The 15,569-nt window shown below is 65.2% G+C and carries 15 protein-coding genes; 14 read left to right on the top strand and 1 reads right to left on the bottom strand.

What is annotated here, in order from left to right:
* The first annotated feature begins 17 nt into the window (after positions 1–17).
* The 14 genes from AC1RP5_RS03615 to AC1RP5_RS03550 all read left to right on the top strand — a co-directional run bounded on the left by AC1RP5_RS03615 (position 18) and on the right by AC1RP5_RS03550 (position 14,585).
* Positions 18–1,250, top strand: coding sequence for an ABC transporter substrate-binding protein (locus tag AC1RP5_RS03615; RefSeq protein WP_493109213.1), 1,233 nt, complete (start codon positions 18–20; stop codon positions 1,248–1,250).
* An 82-nt stretch (positions 1,251–1,332) separates the two neighbouring features.
* On the top strand, positions 1,333–2,799 hold the full coding sequence (locus tag AC1RP5_RS03610) for a GH1 family beta-glucosidase (protein WP_493109212.1): 1,467 nt from the start codon (positions 1,333–1,335) through the stop codon (positions 2,797–2,799).
* A gap of 203 nt (positions 2,800–3,002) precedes the next feature.
* A complete protein-coding gene (locus tag AC1RP5_RS03605) occupies positions 3,003–3,845 on the top strand; it encodes a VOC family protein (protein WP_493109211.1) in 843 nt (280 codons plus the stop codon).
* Positions 3,846–3,893: 48 nt separating this feature from the next.
* Complete coding sequence (locus tag AC1RP5_RS03600; RefSeq protein WP_493109210.1) at positions 3,894–4,988, top strand: M14 family metallopeptidase; 1,095 nt, start codon at positions 3,894–3,896, stop codon at positions 4,986–4,988.
* Complete coding sequence (locus AC1RP5_RS03595) at positions 4,982–6,481, top strand: class I adenylate-forming enzyme family protein (protein ID WP_493109209.1); 1,500 nt, start codon at positions 4,982–4,984, stop codon at positions 6,479–6,481. The genes AC1RP5_RS03600 and AC1RP5_RS03595 overlap by 7 nt, the downstream gene beginning before the upstream one ends.
* Before the next feature lie 2 nt (positions 6,482–6,483).
* Positions 6,484–7,497, top strand: a complete 1,014-nt coding sequence (locus AC1RP5_RS03590; protein ID WP_493109208.1) for a zinc-binding dehydrogenase — start codon at positions 6,484–6,486, stop codon at positions 7,495–7,497.
* A complete protein-coding gene (locus AC1RP5_RS03585; RefSeq protein WP_493109207.1) occupies positions 7,494–7,922 on the top strand; it encodes a PaaI family thioesterase in 429 nt (142 codons plus the stop codon). Before AC1RP5_RS03590 ends, AC1RP5_RS03585 begins: the two co-directional genes overlap by 4 nt.
* Before the next feature lie 71 nt (positions 7,923–7,993).
* The gene (locus AC1RP5_RS03580; protein ID WP_493109206.1) at positions 7,994–9,598 is read left to right on the top strand and encodes an ABC transporter substrate-binding protein; all 1,605 of its coding nucleotides are present in this window, start codon (positions 7,994–7,996) and stop codon (positions 9,596–9,598) included.
* Complete coding sequence (locus AC1RP5_RS03575) at positions 9,583–10,599, top strand: ABC transporter permease (RefSeq protein ID WP_493109205.1); 1,017 nt, start codon at positions 9,583–9,585, stop codon at positions 10,597–10,599. Before AC1RP5_RS03580 ends, AC1RP5_RS03575 begins: the two co-directional genes overlap by 16 nt.
* Positions 10,599–11,438 carry an ABC transporter permease gene (locus tag AC1RP5_RS03570; protein ID WP_493109204.1) on the top strand — a complete coding sequence of 280 codons (840 nt, stop codon included), beginning with the start codon at positions 10,599–10,601 and terminating at the stop codon, positions 11,436–11,438. The genes AC1RP5_RS03575 and AC1RP5_RS03570 overlap by 1 nt, the downstream gene beginning before the upstream one ends.
* A 3-nt stretch (positions 11,439–11,441) precedes the next feature.
* Positions 11,442–12,425 (top strand): ABC transporter ATP-binding protein, encoded by a 984-nt coding sequence (locus AC1RP5_RS03565; RefSeq protein WP_493109203.1) that lies wholly within the window; start codon positions 11,442–11,444, stop codon positions 12,423–12,425.
* A 2-nt stretch (positions 12,426–12,427) separates the two neighbouring features.
* The gene (locus tag AC1RP5_RS03560) at positions 12,428–13,369 is read left to right on the top strand and encodes an ABC transporter ATP-binding protein (RefSeq protein WP_493109202.1); all 942 of its coding nucleotides are present in this window, start codon (positions 12,428–12,430) and stop codon (positions 13,367–13,369) included.
* Between the two features lie 19 nt (positions 13,370–13,388).
* On the top strand, positions 13,389–13,946 hold the full coding sequence (locus AC1RP5_RS03555; protein WP_493109201.1) for a hypothetical protein: 558 nt from the start codon (positions 13,389–13,391) through the stop codon (positions 13,944–13,946).
* Between the two features lie 60 nt (positions 13,947–14,006).
* Positions 14,007–14,585, top strand: a complete 579-nt coding sequence (locus tag AC1RP5_RS03550) for a hypothetical protein (protein ID WP_493109200.1) — start codon at positions 14,007–14,009, stop codon at positions 14,583–14,585.
* A 547-nt stretch (positions 14,586–15,132) separates the two neighbouring features.
* On the opposite strand, the gene AC1RP5_RS03545 is transcribed toward AC1RP5_RS03550, so the two are convergent.
* The gene (locus AC1RP5_RS03545) at positions 15,133–15,540 is read right to left on the bottom strand and encodes a hypothetical protein (RefSeq protein ID WP_493109198.1); all 408 of its coding nucleotides are present in this window, start codon (positions 15,538–15,540) and stop codon (positions 15,133–15,135) included.
* Positions 15,541–15,569: the final 29 nt, after the last annotated feature.

The raw sequence follows: 15,569 nt of genomic DNA, 5'->3' as shown, positions 1-15,569 counted from the left end.
ACGACTGGAGGAAACAAATGACCAAGATGCGTCGCCGCGTTTTCGCGGCGGGTAGTGCTGCGTTCGCGTTTTCACCTTACATCGCAAGTGCCCAGAAGAAGTACGACACGGGCGTCACCGACAAGGAGATCAAGCTCGGCCACACCAACCCCTACAGTGGCCCCCTCTCGGCCTACGGCACGATCGGCAAGGCGATCGAGGCCTACTGGCGGATGGTGAACGACAATGGCGGCATCAACGGTCGCAAGGTGAACTTCATCACCTACGACGACGGCTTCTCGCCGCCCAAGACCGTCGAGATGGTCCGCAAGCTGGTCGAGGACGACAAGGTCTTCGCGATCTATCAGCTGCTCGGCACGCCGACCAACACAGTCGTGCAGAAGTACCTGAACCAGAAGAAGGTACCGCAGCTCTTCGTCGCCACCGGCGCCTCGAAGTGGGGCATGCCCAAGGAATTCCCGTGGACCATGGGCTGGCAGCCCGACTACCACACCGAGGCGGCGATCTACGCCAAGCATGTCCTTTCCAAGCACAAGGACAATCTCAAGGACCTGCGCATCGGCATCCTCTACCAGAACGACGATTCGGGTAAGGACTACACCAGCGGCTTCCTCGATGGCCTTGGCAAGGAGAACGAGAAGTACGTCACGGCGAAGGTGAGCTACGAGGTCACCGATCCCACCGTCGACAGCCAGATCATCCAGATCAAGAACTCCGGCGCCAATGTCTTCTTCAACGACGGCGCACCAAAGGCCGCGGCGCAGGCGATCCGCAAGGTGGCCGACCTCGGCTGGAAGCCCGACCAGTATCTCGCCAACGTCTCGGCCTCGGTGGCCGCCGTGCTGAAGCCCGCCGGCTTCGAGAACAGCAAGGGCATCATCACCGCCGCCTACCTGAAGGACGCGACCGACTCCCAGTGGGTCAACGACGCGGACTACAAGGAATGGGATGCGTGGATGAAGAAATACCTGCCCGACGCCAACCCGGCCGATTCGGGCAACACCTACGCCTACGCCGTTTCCTCGACCATGAAGCACTGCCTCACCGCCTGCGGCGACAACCTGACCCGCGAGAACCTGATGAAGCAGGCCGCCAGCATGAAGAAACTGGTCGTGCCGATGCTGCTGCCTGGAATCACGATCAACACCAGCCCGACGGACTTCTATCCCATCCAGTCGATCCGCCTCTCGGCCTTCGACGGCGAGACCTGGAAGCTGTTTGGCGACGTGCTGAGTAACGAAAGCGCCTAAAAACTGAAACCTGCCCGTCAGGGCGGGATGGCACGGGGGATGCTTCCGTACGGTCCAAGACCGACTGGAGCTGCTCTACCCGATGCCCTTCAAACTGACCCGCCGCCGCACACTTTTGACCGCGGCGGGTGCCACCACCCTCGCTGCAACGGCTTACGGATCGGCCCACACCGCCCCCCGAACGTCCCAGGGGAGCCGGCGCCTCGCCAACGAATTCCCCGAGGGTTTCCGCTGGGGCACCGCCACCTCTGCCTATCAGGTCGAGGGCGCGACCCACGAAGGCGGCCGCGGTCCCTCCATCTGGGACACCTTCACCCAGCAGCCTGGCCGCATCCGCGACGGCTCCAACGGCCAGATCAGCGTCGACCACTACAATCGCTACAAGGAAGACGTGGCGCTGATGAAGGCGATGGGGGCCAGGACCTATCGCTTCTCGATCGCCTGGCCGCGCGTCTTTCCCGAAGGCCGGGGCACCGCCAATCCGAAGGGCCTCGATTTCTATGACCGGCTGGTCGACGAGTTGCTGGTCGCCGGCATCGAGCCCTACGCGACGCTCTATCACTGGGACCTGCCGCAGGCCCTTCAGGATCGCGGCGGCTGGGAATCGCGCGACACCGCGGAAGCCTTCGGCGAGTACGCCGCCTATATCGCCAGCCGTCTGACCGACCGCGTGCGCCAGGTCTTCACCATCAACGAGATGCAGACTTTCGTGGAGCAGGGCCACGAGACCGGCAACTTCGCGCCCGGTCTCAAGCTCTCGTTGGGGCGGCTGAACCAGGTGCGCCACCACGCGGTATTGGCGCACGGGCTTGCGGTGCAGGCGGTGCGGGCGAACGGCCGGCGCGGCACGCGTGTCGGCCCGGCGGAGAACATCGCCACGGCGCTGCCGTCCGTCGAAACGGCCGAGAACATCAAGGCCGCCGAGCTGGCGACGCGCGAGCTCAATGCGCCCTATCTCACCGTGATGATGGAAGGCCGCTACACCGACGCCTATCTCGCAAAGGCCGGCCGCGACGCGCCGAAGTTCACCGAGCAGGACCTGAAGATCATCTCGAGCAAGGTCGATTTCGTCGGCCTGAATGTCTATGCGCCGAGCCAATACGTGCTGGCGAGCGAGGCCGCACCGGGCTTCATGGCAGTACCGTTCCCATCGTCGCATCCGCACATGGCCTCGTCCTGGCTGACCCTGGGCCCGGAGGCGCTCTACTGGGCGCCACGTCACGCCGCGAAACTCTGGCAGGTGAGGGACATCTTCATCACCGAGAACGGCGCCTCGGCTGCGGATCAACCGGCCGCCGACGGCACGGTCTACGATGTCGATCGCGTGATGTACCTGCGGAACTGCCTGATGCACCTGCAGCGCGCGACGGCAGAGGGTGTGCCGGTGCGGGGCTATTTCCTGTGGAGCCTGCTCGACAATTTCGAATGGGCCGATGGCTACGCGACGCGCTTCGGCCTCGTCCATGTCGATTATGAGACGCAGAAGCGCACGCCCAAGCTCAGCGCCGCCTTCTATCGCGAGGTGATCGCCCGCAACGCGCCGGCCTGAGTATTGCGGCCCGAGCGTTGCGGCAAATCGTGGGCCACAAGACGGTGTTGATCGCCGGAGGGTCGAAATAGGATTTCAATTCCGTATCGAATACGAAACTTGGAAACCGTTTCCCCGCATGAAAGGATCGTGACCCAATATAAGAAATCCTGACGTGCCCGCTGTGCCAAGATGGGCGACGTTGAATGCGAGGGGGACTGAAAATGAATCTGCCTTTGGCGACACTGGACCATGTGGTCATCAACGCCCGCAACGACATGGATCATGCGGCCGACGTCTATACGCGCCTGGGCTTCTCGCTCACCGAACGCGGCTATCATTCGCTGGGTTCGATGAACCACCTCGCGATGTTCGGCACCGACTATCTCGAGCTGATCGCCATCCCGAAGGACGCCACCTCGGGCCGTCTCGACCTGCTTGAATTTCCGCTGGGCCTCAACGGCCTGGTGTTCGGCGCCGAGGATTCCGCCGTCACCTACGACTGGCTGAGCAAGGCCGGCGTGCCGGTCGATCCGCCCGTCGAGTTCACGCGCCCCGTGAAGGTCGGCGGCGAGATGCGCGATGCCCGCTTCCGTACCGTCCGCATGAAGGGCGGCGTGGTGCCGTATGGCCGCGTCTACTACTGTCACCACTTCACCCGTGACGTCGTCTGGCGCGACGAGTGGCGTCATCACGCCAACGGCACGGTCGCCATCGTCCGCTTCCTGATCGTCGAACCGGATCCCGCCGCGGCCGCGAAGCTCTATGCCGACATGTTCGGACCGGAATCGGTGCGCGACATCAAGGGCGGCAAGTCGGTCGTGGTCGGCAACTCGAGGGTCGACATCGTGACCGAGGCTGAGCTCAAGGCGCAGTTCGGCGATGCCGCCCCGGATGCCGAGGGCCGCAAGGCCTACATGGCCGGGCTCACGTTCCGCACGCTGTCGGCCGACAAGGCGGCACGTGCCTTGCAGGACGGCAAGATCGGCGGCGTGATCAAGAGCGCAGGCCGGGTGGTGGTGCCCGCCAAGCAGGCGCTGAACGCAGTGTTGGAGTTCATCGAATAGTCTGACGGGTACGGCAGGGCCGCTGGGGAGCGGCCGAGAAGGGATTCGATGGAATATTACGATTGCTTCGCAGCAAGCTACGCCAACGCGCGCGCGAAGTTCCTGAAGGCGGCCACTGCCGCCCAGGGTGAGGTGCGTTCGTTCCTGCACCCGACGAAGAAGGCGCCCGACGGTGGTCCGCTGGCGATCGACGTCGCCTGCTTCGGCGACCGCAAGGCACCGCGCCAGGGCCTGTTCGTGAGCGGCACGCACGGGCAGGAGGGCTTCTCCGGCTCGGCCGTCCAGATCGGCTGGCTCAATTCGGGCGGCGCGTCGCGGCTGCCGGCCGATATGGGCGTCGTGCTGGTGCACGGGCTCAATCCCTACGGCTTTGCGCACTTCACGCGAACCACCGAGAACAACGTCGACCTCAATCGCAACTTCATCGACCGCGAGGCCGGTCCGACGCCCACCAACCCGCATTACGAGACGCTGCACGGCGACCTGCTGATCCGCGAATGGACCGACGCGGAGAACGACCGCGTCGCGGGCGTGCTCGAACGTTTCACCGAGGCGAACGGCCGCGACGTGCTGTTCGACACCCTGGCGCGCGGCCAGTACGAGCATCAGGACGGGCTGATGTTCGGCGGCAAGGGTGCCGAATGGTCGAACCGGACGCTGGAGACGATCGTCAAGGAGACGCTGGCCGGCGCCGAGCGCGTCGCCTTCATCGACTGGCACACCGGCATCGGCGAATACGGCAAGCCGTTCTTCCTCTGCTTCAACGATCCGGCCGGCCCGCTGTTCGCCCGTGCCTGCGACTGGTGGGGCAAGGACAATGTCGACGGCGTGCGACCGCACGGTATGGCGCGGCCCAACTATACCGGCCTCGTCTTCCAGGGCGTGCAGCGCTTCCTCGGCAATCGCGACATGTGCGGCGCGGTGATCGAGTTCGGCACACGCGGCGTCAACATGCGCCGCGTGCTGCGCCTCGACCAATGGCTGCGCCGTCATCATCACGGCCTGGATCCGGACGTCCTGGCCACCTTGCAGGCCGACATGATGGATGCCTTCTGCCCGTTCGACGGACAGTGGCGCAAGGACACGCTCGACTACGGGCTCAAGCTCACCGACCAGGCACTCGCGGGACTTTCCTCATGGTGACGATCAAGTACGACAATCAGGGCGACGCGATCTCTCGTGACGTGCCTTCCGATAGCCTGGCGCTGATCGACGCGGGCGGGAACGGGACGGAGCGCAGCTACAGTTACGCCGACATCATCCGGTTGAGCGGCGCGGTGGCGCGCGGGCTGCTGAAGCGCGGCTTGCAGCGCGGCGACCGGGTCGCGATCCTGTCGGCCAACCGCGCCGAGTTCCTGCTGACCTTCCTCGGCACGATGCAGGCGGGCCTGGTCTCCGTGCCGGTCAACTACAAGCTGCCGGCCGAGATGGTCGCCTACGTCGTAGGCGACAGCGACGCCAAACTGGTGATCGGCGACGATGCGCGGCTGCCGCTGGCGCCGGACACCGTGCCGAAGCTCTCCTTCGACCAGGACTTCGAGTCGCTGCTCGACGAGGGTCCATTCACGCCGCTGCCGATGAAGCCCGAAGAACCGGCGATGTTCCTCTACACGTCGGGCTCGACGGGCCGCCCCAAGGGTGTGGTGCTGTCGCACTATTCGCATCTCTGGGCGATCCGCCAGCGCCTGCGCCGGCCGGTGCCGCTCGGCCAGCGCGCCCTCGTGGCCGCGCCGCTCTATCACATGAATGGTCTCGCCATGTGCCAGACCACTTTCTCGCACGGCGACACCGTGGTGCTGCTGCCGCAGTTCACGACCAAGGGCTACATCGAGGCCGCCGCCAGGCATCGCGTGGCCTTCCTGACCTCGGTGCCGACGATGATCGCGATGATGCTGCGCGAGCGTGAACTGCTCAGCCGCACCGATCTCTCGGCCGTCGAGGCCGTCCGCATGGGATCCGCGCCCGTGACCCAATCGCTGATCGACCAAGTGCACGCGGTGTTTCCCAAGGCGATGGTCAGCAATGGCTATGGCACCACCGAAGCCGGCCCCGTCGTGTTCGGCCCGCATCCCAAAGGCCTGCCGCAGCCGGTGCTCTCGACCGGCTATCCGCATCCCGATGTCCAGCTTCGCCTCGTGCGCGACGGCCAGGAAGTGCAGGATGAAGGCGAGCTCCAGATGAAGTGCGGCGCGCTGATGACGCACTATCACAAGCTGCCCGCCAAGACGTCGGAAGTGATGACGCCGGATGGCTACTACCGCACCAGCGACGTCTTCCGCCGCGACGAGAACGGCTTCTTCTATTTCGTCGGCAGGGTCGACGACATGTTCGTCTGCGGCGGCGAGAACATCTATCCCGGCGAGGTCGAGAAGATGCTGGAGCGTCATCCCGGCATCCACCAGGCCGCGGTGATTCCCGTGCCCGACGAACTCAAGGGCCACAAGCCGATCGCCTTCGTCGTGAAGGCCGCCGACGCCGATCTCGACGAACAGGCGATCAAAACCTACGCGCTGGCCAATGCGCCGGCCTACCAGCATCCGCGCCGCGTCCTGTTCGTCGACGAGATGCCGCTCGCCGGCACCAACAAGATCGACAAGCGCGTTCTCGCCAAACAGATCCCAACCGGAGACGTCTAACAATGAAAGCTGCAGTCGTCCGTGAACATGGCGGACCGGACCGCCTGGTCTTCGAGACCAATTTCCCCGACCCGACGCCCGGCGAAGGAGATGTCATCGTCGCGGTGAAGGCCTCATCGCTGAACTATCACGACGTCTTTACCCGTCGCGGCATGCCCGGCATCAAGGTGCCGATGCCCGCGATCATGGGCCTCGATGTCGCCGGCGAGATCGCCGAGGTCGGCCCGGGCGTCACCGGCTGGAAGAAGGGCGACCGCGTCCTGGTCGACCCGATCAACCGGGTCGAAGGCGGCCTGATGGGCGAGACGGTACATGGCGGCCTGGCCGAACTGTGCAAGGCGCGCGCCCATCAGCTCATCAAGATCCCCGACGGCGTGACCTACGCCGATGCCGCCGCGCTCCCCGTCGCTTACGGCACGGCGCTGCGCATGATGGTCACCAACGGCAACGTCGCGAAGGGCGAGAAGGTCCTGATCCTCGGCGCTTCCGGTGGCGTGGGCGTCTGCTGCCTGCAGCTCGCCAAGCTCGCCGGCTGCGAAGTCATCGCCTGCGCCGGCACCGACGCCAAGGCCCAGCGCCTGGCCGAGCTCGGCGCCGACAAGACGATTAACTACATCGAGAAAGACTTCATGAAGGAAGCCTGGGCGATGTACGGCAAGCCGACGCGACGCGGCTCGCTCTCGCATCAGGGCATCGACGTGGTCGTGAACTACACCGGCGGCGACACCTGGGTGCCGTCCCTCAAGACGCTCAAGGTCGGCGGACGCCTGCTGACCTGCGGCGCCACGGCGGGTTACGGCCCGACCGAAGACATCCGCTTCATCTGGACCTTCGAGCTGAAGATCCTGGGCTCCAACGGCTGGATGCGCACCGACATCGAGAAGCTCCTGGAGCTGGTGCAGAGCGGCAAGCTCAAGGTGCTGGTCGACAAGGTGTTCCCGCTGTCCGAGGCACGCGAGGCATTGCGTGTCATCGAAGACCGCGAAGTGTTCGGCAAGATCGTGGTGGCCCCATGAGCGACAAGCTTCAGCCCCTGACCTCCGAAGAGATGCAGGCGCAGCTCGACCGCTCGCCCTTCATCGCCTTTCTCGGCCTCAAGGTGACCGCGACGGATCCGGCCAAGGAGGAAGTCACGATGACTTGCTCGATGCGGCCGGAATTCGAGCGCGGCGCCGGCACCGGCCAATGGCACGGCGGCCCGATCGCGGCGATCATCGACACGGTCGGCGACTATGCGCTGGTCATGGCGCTGCGCCGCGGCCTGCCGACCATCAACTTCCGCGTCGATTATCTGCGGCCCGCCATCAAGACCTCGCTGACCACGACGGCGCGCGTGCGCCGTGCGGGCAAGAGCGTCGGTGTCGTCGATGTCGACGTGTTCAACGATCAGGGGGCGCTCGTCGCCGTCGGTCGCGCGACCTACTCGACGCTGCCGGCTTAGACCACCCGGTATGAAGTTTGCTTAGTCTGCCTCGGGGATTGGGGCTCGGGATTGGGGAAACGGAGGGATTCATGACGATCAAGGTTTCACGCCGCGTGTTCGGCGCGGGCATCGTTGCCGCCGGTCTGGTCGGCTCGTCGAGTCAATCGTTCGCACAAGGCACGCCCAAGCGTGGCGGCACGCTGGTCGCCACCTGGGGCGGCGGCGAGCCGCAGGCCTGTTACGTGCCCGCGGGCGGCGGATCGAGCCCGACCTTCTCCTCCTCGAAGCTGTTCGAACGCCTGGCCAAGCGCAACATGGACGGCAAGTTCGAGGGCGTGCTGGCCGAGTCGTGGAAGCCAGCGGCCGACTTCAAGTCCTACACGGTGAAGATCCGCAAGGGCGTGAAGTTCCATGACGGCAAGGACATGACGGTCGACGACGTCGTCTATTCCGTCGGCGAGATCTGGAAGAAATACGCCGCCGCCTCGGCGCTCACCGACTTTGCCGGCATCGAGGCGCCGGACGCCGAGACGGTGGTCTTCAAGTACAACAACCCGACGCCGGAATTCTTCTTCGCGTCGACCCTGTGCGGCATCGTCTCCTACATCGTGCCGAAGCACGTCTATGCCGGCAGCGATCCCGTCACCAACGCTGCCAACAACGCGCCGATCGCCACGGGTCCGTGGAAGTTCAAGGAGTGGGTGCGCGGCAGCCACTTCGAGTATGTGAAGAACGAGAACTACTGGAAGAAGGACCAGCCCTATCTCGACCGGCTGATCATCCGCTACGTGCGCGATCCGGCGGGCCGTGCCGCGGCGATGGAAGCCGGCGACATCCATATCGGTGTGTTCAACCCGGTGGCGCCGCCGGACATCAAGCGCCTCGCCGCCACCGGCAAGTTCGTCGCCACGCCCAAGGGCTATGAAGAGGCCGTCTGGTCGACGACCCTGGAATGCAACATGCGCAATCCGGTCTTCGCCAAGCGCGACGTGCGGCAGGCGATCTTCCACGCCATCAATCGCGATTTCATCGCCAAGACGGTCTACTACGGCTACGCGCGGCCGGGCACGAGCCCGATCTACTCCCCCAACAAGGAGTTCTTCACCGCCGACACCTTCAAGACCAACTTCGATCCGAAGAAGGCAGCGGCCCTGCTCGACGCGGCCGGCTTCCCGAAGAAGGCCGACGGCAAGCGCTTCACCCTGAACCTGCTCTCGGCGGGCTGGTTCCAGGAGAACGGCAAGGTCGGCGCCTATGTGAAGCAGGCGCTCGAGGATGTCGGCGTCGGCGTCAACCTCACGGTCCCCGACCGTCCGACCTCGATCAAGCGCATCTACACCGACTACGATTTCGACCTGGCGATCTCCAACCAGGCCAATCCGTCGGAGCCGGTGCCCTCGACGACGCAGTACTACACGACCGACGGCATCCTGAAGGGTGTGCCGTTCCGCAACGCCTCGGGCTATTCCAACCCCGACGTCGACAAGCTGGTCGACAAGATCAAGGTCGAGACCGACCCGGCCAAGCGCAAGGCGCTGGTCGTCGAGTTCCAGAAGGTCACCACACAGGAAGCCCCGCTCCTGCCGCTGGTCGAGCTGGAGTCGATCACGCTGGCCAGCACCAAGGTGCAGAACCACTCCAACGACCCGAACTTCCTGGCGGCGGACTGGGGAGACCTATGGCTGGCGAGCTAGTCTCGCCGACCCCCGCGCTTCGCGGTTCCGCCCGCCGCACGGCGGCGCTCCGGCTCCTGCGGCGACGGCTGATCCAGGCCGTCCCGCTGATGCTGGGCGTGGTGATCATCAATTTCTGCCTGATCCAGATGGCGCCGGGCAGCTTCCTCGAGCTGATGACGGCCGAGAACCAGGTGAGCGATCCGGCGACGGTCGCACTGCTACGCAAGACCTACGGGCTCGAAGATCCCGTGTGGATGCAGCTCCTGAAGTACATCTGGGCGCTGCTGCATTTCGATTTCGGCTTCTCCTATCGCCAGAACATGCCGGTCATCCAGGCGATCTGGATCCACCTGCCGGCGACGGTCCTGCTGATGGTGTCGAGCATCGCGCTGGCCGTGACGATCGGCGTGGCGGCGGGCGTCGTCGCCTCGATGAAGGTCCGCACCTTCTGGGACAGCCTGGTCTCGGTCGCCGCTATGTTCTTCTACGCCGCGCCCAGCTTCTGGCTGGGCATCATGATGATCGTACTGTTTTCGGTGAAGCTCGGCTGGCTGCCCGTCGGCGGCATGATGAAGATCGGCGGCACCGGCGGTGTGCTGGAGATCCTGCATCACCTGATCCTGCCGACCCTGGCGTTGGGCCTCTTCTATGCCGCGATCTACACCCGCGTGATGCGCTCCTCGATGCTGGAGGTGGCGCAGGCCGACTTCGTGCGCACCGCCCGCGCCAAGGGCCTCAGCCGCAACAAGGTCACGATCCATCACGTGCTGCGCAACGCGCTGCTGCCGGTGGTCACGATCCTCGGCGTGCAGATGGGCACGGTGCTGGCCGGCAGCGTGGTGATCGAGAGCGTATTCAGCTGGCCGGGTGTCGGCTCGCTGCTGTTCGACAGCGTGAGTTCGCGCAACTATCCGGTCGTGCTGGGCATCATGGTGCTGGGCTCGCTGGTGGTCATCGCCGCCAACATCGCGGTCGACCTGATCTACATGTGGCTCGACCCGCGCATCGAGATCCGCTGATGCAGCGCTTCGAATTCCTCGGCAGGTTTGCCCGCAATCGCGGCGCCCTGGTCGGCGCCTGCCTGATCCTGCTGGTCGCCCTGACGGCGGTGTTCGCCTCGGTGTTCTTTCCGACCGATCCGCTGCGCATCGTCGGCCTGCCCGAACTGTGGCCCGGCGAGGACCCCGAGTTTCCGCTGGGCACCGATTCGCTGGGCCGCGACATCCTCTCGATGATCGTGCACGGCGCGCGGGCGACCCTGCTGATCGGCCTGTTTGCCTCGGCCGTCGCCACCATCATCGGCGTGGGTGTCGGCGCCATCGCCGGTTATTTCGGCGGCTGGGTCGACGAGATCGCCATGCGTGCGGCGGAGCTGTTCCAGACCATCCCGAACCTGATCTTCGTGCTCACCATCGTGGTCATCCTGGGCTCGACCCTGACCAACATCGTGATCGCCATCGGCATCGTGAGCTGGACGCCGATCGCCCGCATGACGCGCGCCGAGTTCCTGTCGCTGCGCGACCGCGAGTTCGTACAGGCCTGCCGCTCGATGGGCATGAGCGACTTCCGCATCATCGTCTCGGAGATCCTGCCCAACGCCCTGCCGCCGGTGATCGTGCTGTCGTCGCTGGTCGTCGCGGGCGCCATCCTGTTCGAATCGGCCGTGTCGTTCCTGGGCCTGGGCGACCCCAATGTCGCGAGCTGGGGCCGGCTGGTCGGCGACGGGCGGCAGCTCATCCGCAGCTCCTGGTACATCTGCGCCATTCCCGGCATCGCGATCATGATCACCGTGCTCTGCCTCAACCTGGTGGGCGACGGGCTGAACGACGCGCTGAACCCCAAGCTCCGGGACCGCTGAGCGATGACCGCCCTGCCGCCGCCCCTGGAAGTCCGCGATCTCCGCACCACGCTGTTCACGCGCCGCGGCGAGATGAAGGCGGTCGACGGGCTGAGCCTCAGCGTGGGCGCCGGCGAGACCGTCGCCATCGTGGGCGAATCGGGTTGCGGCAAGTCGTTGTCGGCCCTGTCGGTCATGCGCCTGCTGCCCGATCCGCCGGCCCGCATCGTCGGCGGCGAGGTGAAGCTGAACGGCCGGGACATCGTGCCCCTGCCCGAGGAGACCATGCTCGGCATCCGCGGCAAGGAGATCGGCATGATCTTCCAGGACCCGATCAGCTCGCTGAACCCGGTCGCCACGGTCGAGAAGCAGATCGTCGAAGTGCTGATGACCCACACCGAGCTTGGCCGCGGCCAGGCGCGGGTGCGGGCGCACGAGCTGCTGGAACTGGTCGGCATGCCCGACGCGGCGCGCCGGCTCGACGCCTATCCGCACCAGCTCTCCGGCGGCATGTGCCAGCGGGTCGTCATCGCCATGGCGATCGCCTGCAGCCCGGCGGTGCTGATCGCCGACGAGCCGACCACGGCGCTCGACGTGACGGTGCAGGCGCAGGTGCTGGCGCTGCTCAAGAAACTGCAAGCCGACGCCGGCATGGCGATGATCTTCATCACCCACGATCTCGGCGTCGTCGCCGAGACCGCCGACCGTGTCGTGGTCATGTATGCCGGCCGCAAGGTCGAGGAAGCCACGGTCGACGAGCTGTTCGAGAACCCGCTGCACCCCTATACGGTGGGCCTGATCGGCGCGACGCCGACACCCGGCGCCGAGCGCGCCGAACGGCTGGCCGACATTCCCGGCATGGTGCCCCCGCTCAATGCGTTGCCGGAAGGCTGCGCCTTCGCGCCGCGCTGCAAGCGGGTGATGGACCGTTGCCTCACCGAGAAGCCGGCCCTGACGGTACCCGGGCCGGGCCGGCTGGTCGCCTGCTTCGCGGCCGAGGGAGCCTGACCATGTCGCTCCTCTCGCTGCGCGACGTGCGCGTCCAGTTCAACACCGCGGGCGGTGTCGTGCGCGCCGTGAACGGCGTCAGCCTCGACCTCGCGGTCGGTGAGACACTCGGCCTCGTCGGCGAATCGGGCTGCGGCAAGTCTACGCTCGGCAAGGCGATCATGAAGCTGGTGCCGGTCGCCGGCGGCGAGATCGTGGTGGAGGGCGTGGACATCGCGCCGCTCAATCGCGAGCAGCTCACCGACATGCGCCGCAAGGTGCAGATGATCTTCCAGGATCCCTACGGCTCGCTGAACCCGCGCTCGACCGTCGGTCGCTCGGTGGCCCAGCCGATGGTGCTGGCCGGCTGGAAAGCCGACGCCACGGCCGAGCGGGTCGAAACCCTGTTGCGCTGGGTCGGCCTGCCGAGCGACGCCAAGCAGCGCTACCCGCACGAATTCTCCGGCGGCCAGCGCCAGCGCATCGGCATCGCCCGCGCTCTAGCCTTGAGCCCGAAGCTGATAATCTGCGACGAGCCGGTGTCGGCGCTCGACGTCTCGGTCCGCGCGCAGGTGATCAACCTACTGGAGGACCTGAAGAGCCAGTTCGGCGTCTCCTACCTCTTCATCAGCCACGATCTCAGCGTGGTCGAGCACATCGCCGACCGGGTGGCGGTGATGTATCTCGGCATGCTGTTCGAGGTCGGCGGCCGCGACCAGATCTGGAAGAGCCCACAGCACCCCTACACCAAGGCCCTGCTGGCGGCCGCGCCGATCGCCAACCCCAAGCTCGCCCGCGCCCGCCAGCGCACGGTCCTGCAGGGCGAGTTGCCGAGCCCGCTCAACCCGCCTGCCGGCTGCCCCTTCAACTCGCGCTGTCCGATCGCCCAGGACCGCTGCCGGGCCGAGAAGCCGGTGTTGCGGCCGGTCGGCAACGGCGCGCAGGCAGCGTGCCATTTCGTCTGATTTGGCTATGATCCGGGCCATGAGACTGCCCGCCTTCCTGCCCATCCTGTCCGCCGCCCTGCTCGCCGCCGGCACCGCCTCCGCCCAGACCATGGAGTTCGCTTGCCCCGATCCGGGCACGACCTTCACCTACGACAGCGGCGTCAAGGTCGTGGCGCGCGGGCGCAGCGGCATGGATTGCAACATGGAGCGTGTCGGTGGCGGCCCCTTCAAGCTGCGGGCGCTGCTGTTCGACAACCCGTCCGCCGACGGCAACGACGCCACCGCCTTCATCTCCGCGCTCCGGCCTGAGCGCCTGTGGCCGCTCGAAGCAGGCAAGAAGATCGAGGCAAGCTACAAGGTCGGCGGCGGCACCTGGACCTACAGCCTCGCGGTCGTGCGCTACGAGCGGCGCACTGGACCGGGCGAGAAGATGATCGACACGTTCCTGATCGAGATGAACGAGACCGGCGACAAGGGCCAGCGCTCGATCTCGCGCTGGTGGATCGCGCCCTCCGACAAGTTCGCCATCCGCTACGATTTCAGTGACGGCGCCGGCAAGGCCAACCGCGCGATCGTGACCGAGGTCACGCGATAGCCTCGTTTGACTTGTAGATTCCGGCGCGCTTAGTCGCGCGACATCCGGAGGAACAAGCCCATGAAGTCGATCGCCCTCGCCGTGCTGCTCGCCACCGCCGTTGCGGGCGGCGCCTCCGCGCAAACCGCATCCTTTCAGTGCCCGGCCAGCGGCACCGAGTTCACCTACAAGGGCGGCACCTTCGAGAAGGTCAACGCTGCCGCTGGCCAGGACGGAACCACGTGTCTCTACAACAGCCTCTCGAACGGTAACGCCGAGGCGCTGCGCGTTCATGGCGGCCTCGTCGGCTCGGTCGACGCGCAAGGCGAGTCCTTCGCCAAGGGCCTCGACCTGAAAGCGTTGTGGCCGCTCAAGGTCGGCAACAAGATCACGAACACCGTCACCGTCATCGGCCGCGACGGCAAGAGCTACACCTCGACCGTCACGATGACCGTCGCCGCCTACGAGAAGATCACGGTGCCGGCCGGCACCTTCGACGCCTTCCGTGTCGAAGAAACCAAGGCCGATTCGAACAGCCGCAACATCCACTGGTGGGCGCCGGCCGTCTCGGCTTCGGTCAAGGAAAGCTTCCCCGACTGGCGCGATCCCGCCAAGACGATCGTCCTCGATCTCGTTTCGGTGAAGCCCGCCGGGAAGTAAGCTCAGGCGTCGGCGCTGCAGGCGACCTACTTCTTCCAGTAGGTCTGGGCCTGCACGTTCGAGCCGGGACCGACGTAGGCCCGAATGAACAGGTCGCCTTCGGGGTTACACTCCCTATTGCTGGCCCCTCTGATTGTACGGGTGCATGCAAGGCAGTCAGGGCAGTCGACCACAGGTCGAGGCGTACAATCGTATCCGGCCGACGCGAGTTTCTCTCGGCCCTTTTTATCTATGAGATTGCGCACATAATCTGCCGCTCTCACATTTTCGATCCAGCGATTGGCTGGCAGCTCTTCGTGGTAAGGGCCCTTAGGACGGGGAACATCCGTCCATAATGTCTCGATATTGGAGCAGGGCGGCAAATAATAGAAGCAGCCTGTGGTGGCAATTGAAGCCAATACCAGAACAATGGCTGGCGGAAGATGTTGCAGGAGGCCTCTCGGCATACTCGCACCCCACCTAGAGAAGACCATCATGCCGAGAATTATCCAGCAGATCAAAATCCATAGTTGCATTCCGTGAAGTTCGCTGGATACAGAGCAGAAGCTTACTTCCGCCAATAGGTCTGGGCCTGCACCCTTGACCCGGGGCCGATATAGGCTCGAATGAACAAGTCGCCTTCGGGCTTGCAGTCGGTGTTGTTGGCACCCTGGATTCTTCGGGTGCACAACAGACAATCAGGACAATCTGCAGCAGGCTGCGGTGAACAGTCATATCCCGAATAGCCGAGTTGACGCCGTCCTTTCTGCTCGATGACCATATGAAGGAAGGATGCCATTCTCGTGTTGGCGATCCAGATATTGGCCGGCTGCTCATAGTGCATGGGACCATTCACGCCATCACCGTTCACGATAGCTCCCTCGACATTGTCGCAGAACGCACAGCCTCCAGCGGTCAGCAGAGCAAACAAAAGAACAACGACTGACCCAAGGCGATATTGGACGACCCTCGGCATGTCTGCACCCCTCATTACAAAGGCGCAGC

This window comes from Reyranella sp. GW821-FHT12G01 (genome assembly GCF_058806575.1).
Note: the sequence above shows the minus strand (reverse complement) of the source record. Positions and strands in the feature narration are given on the sequence as shown.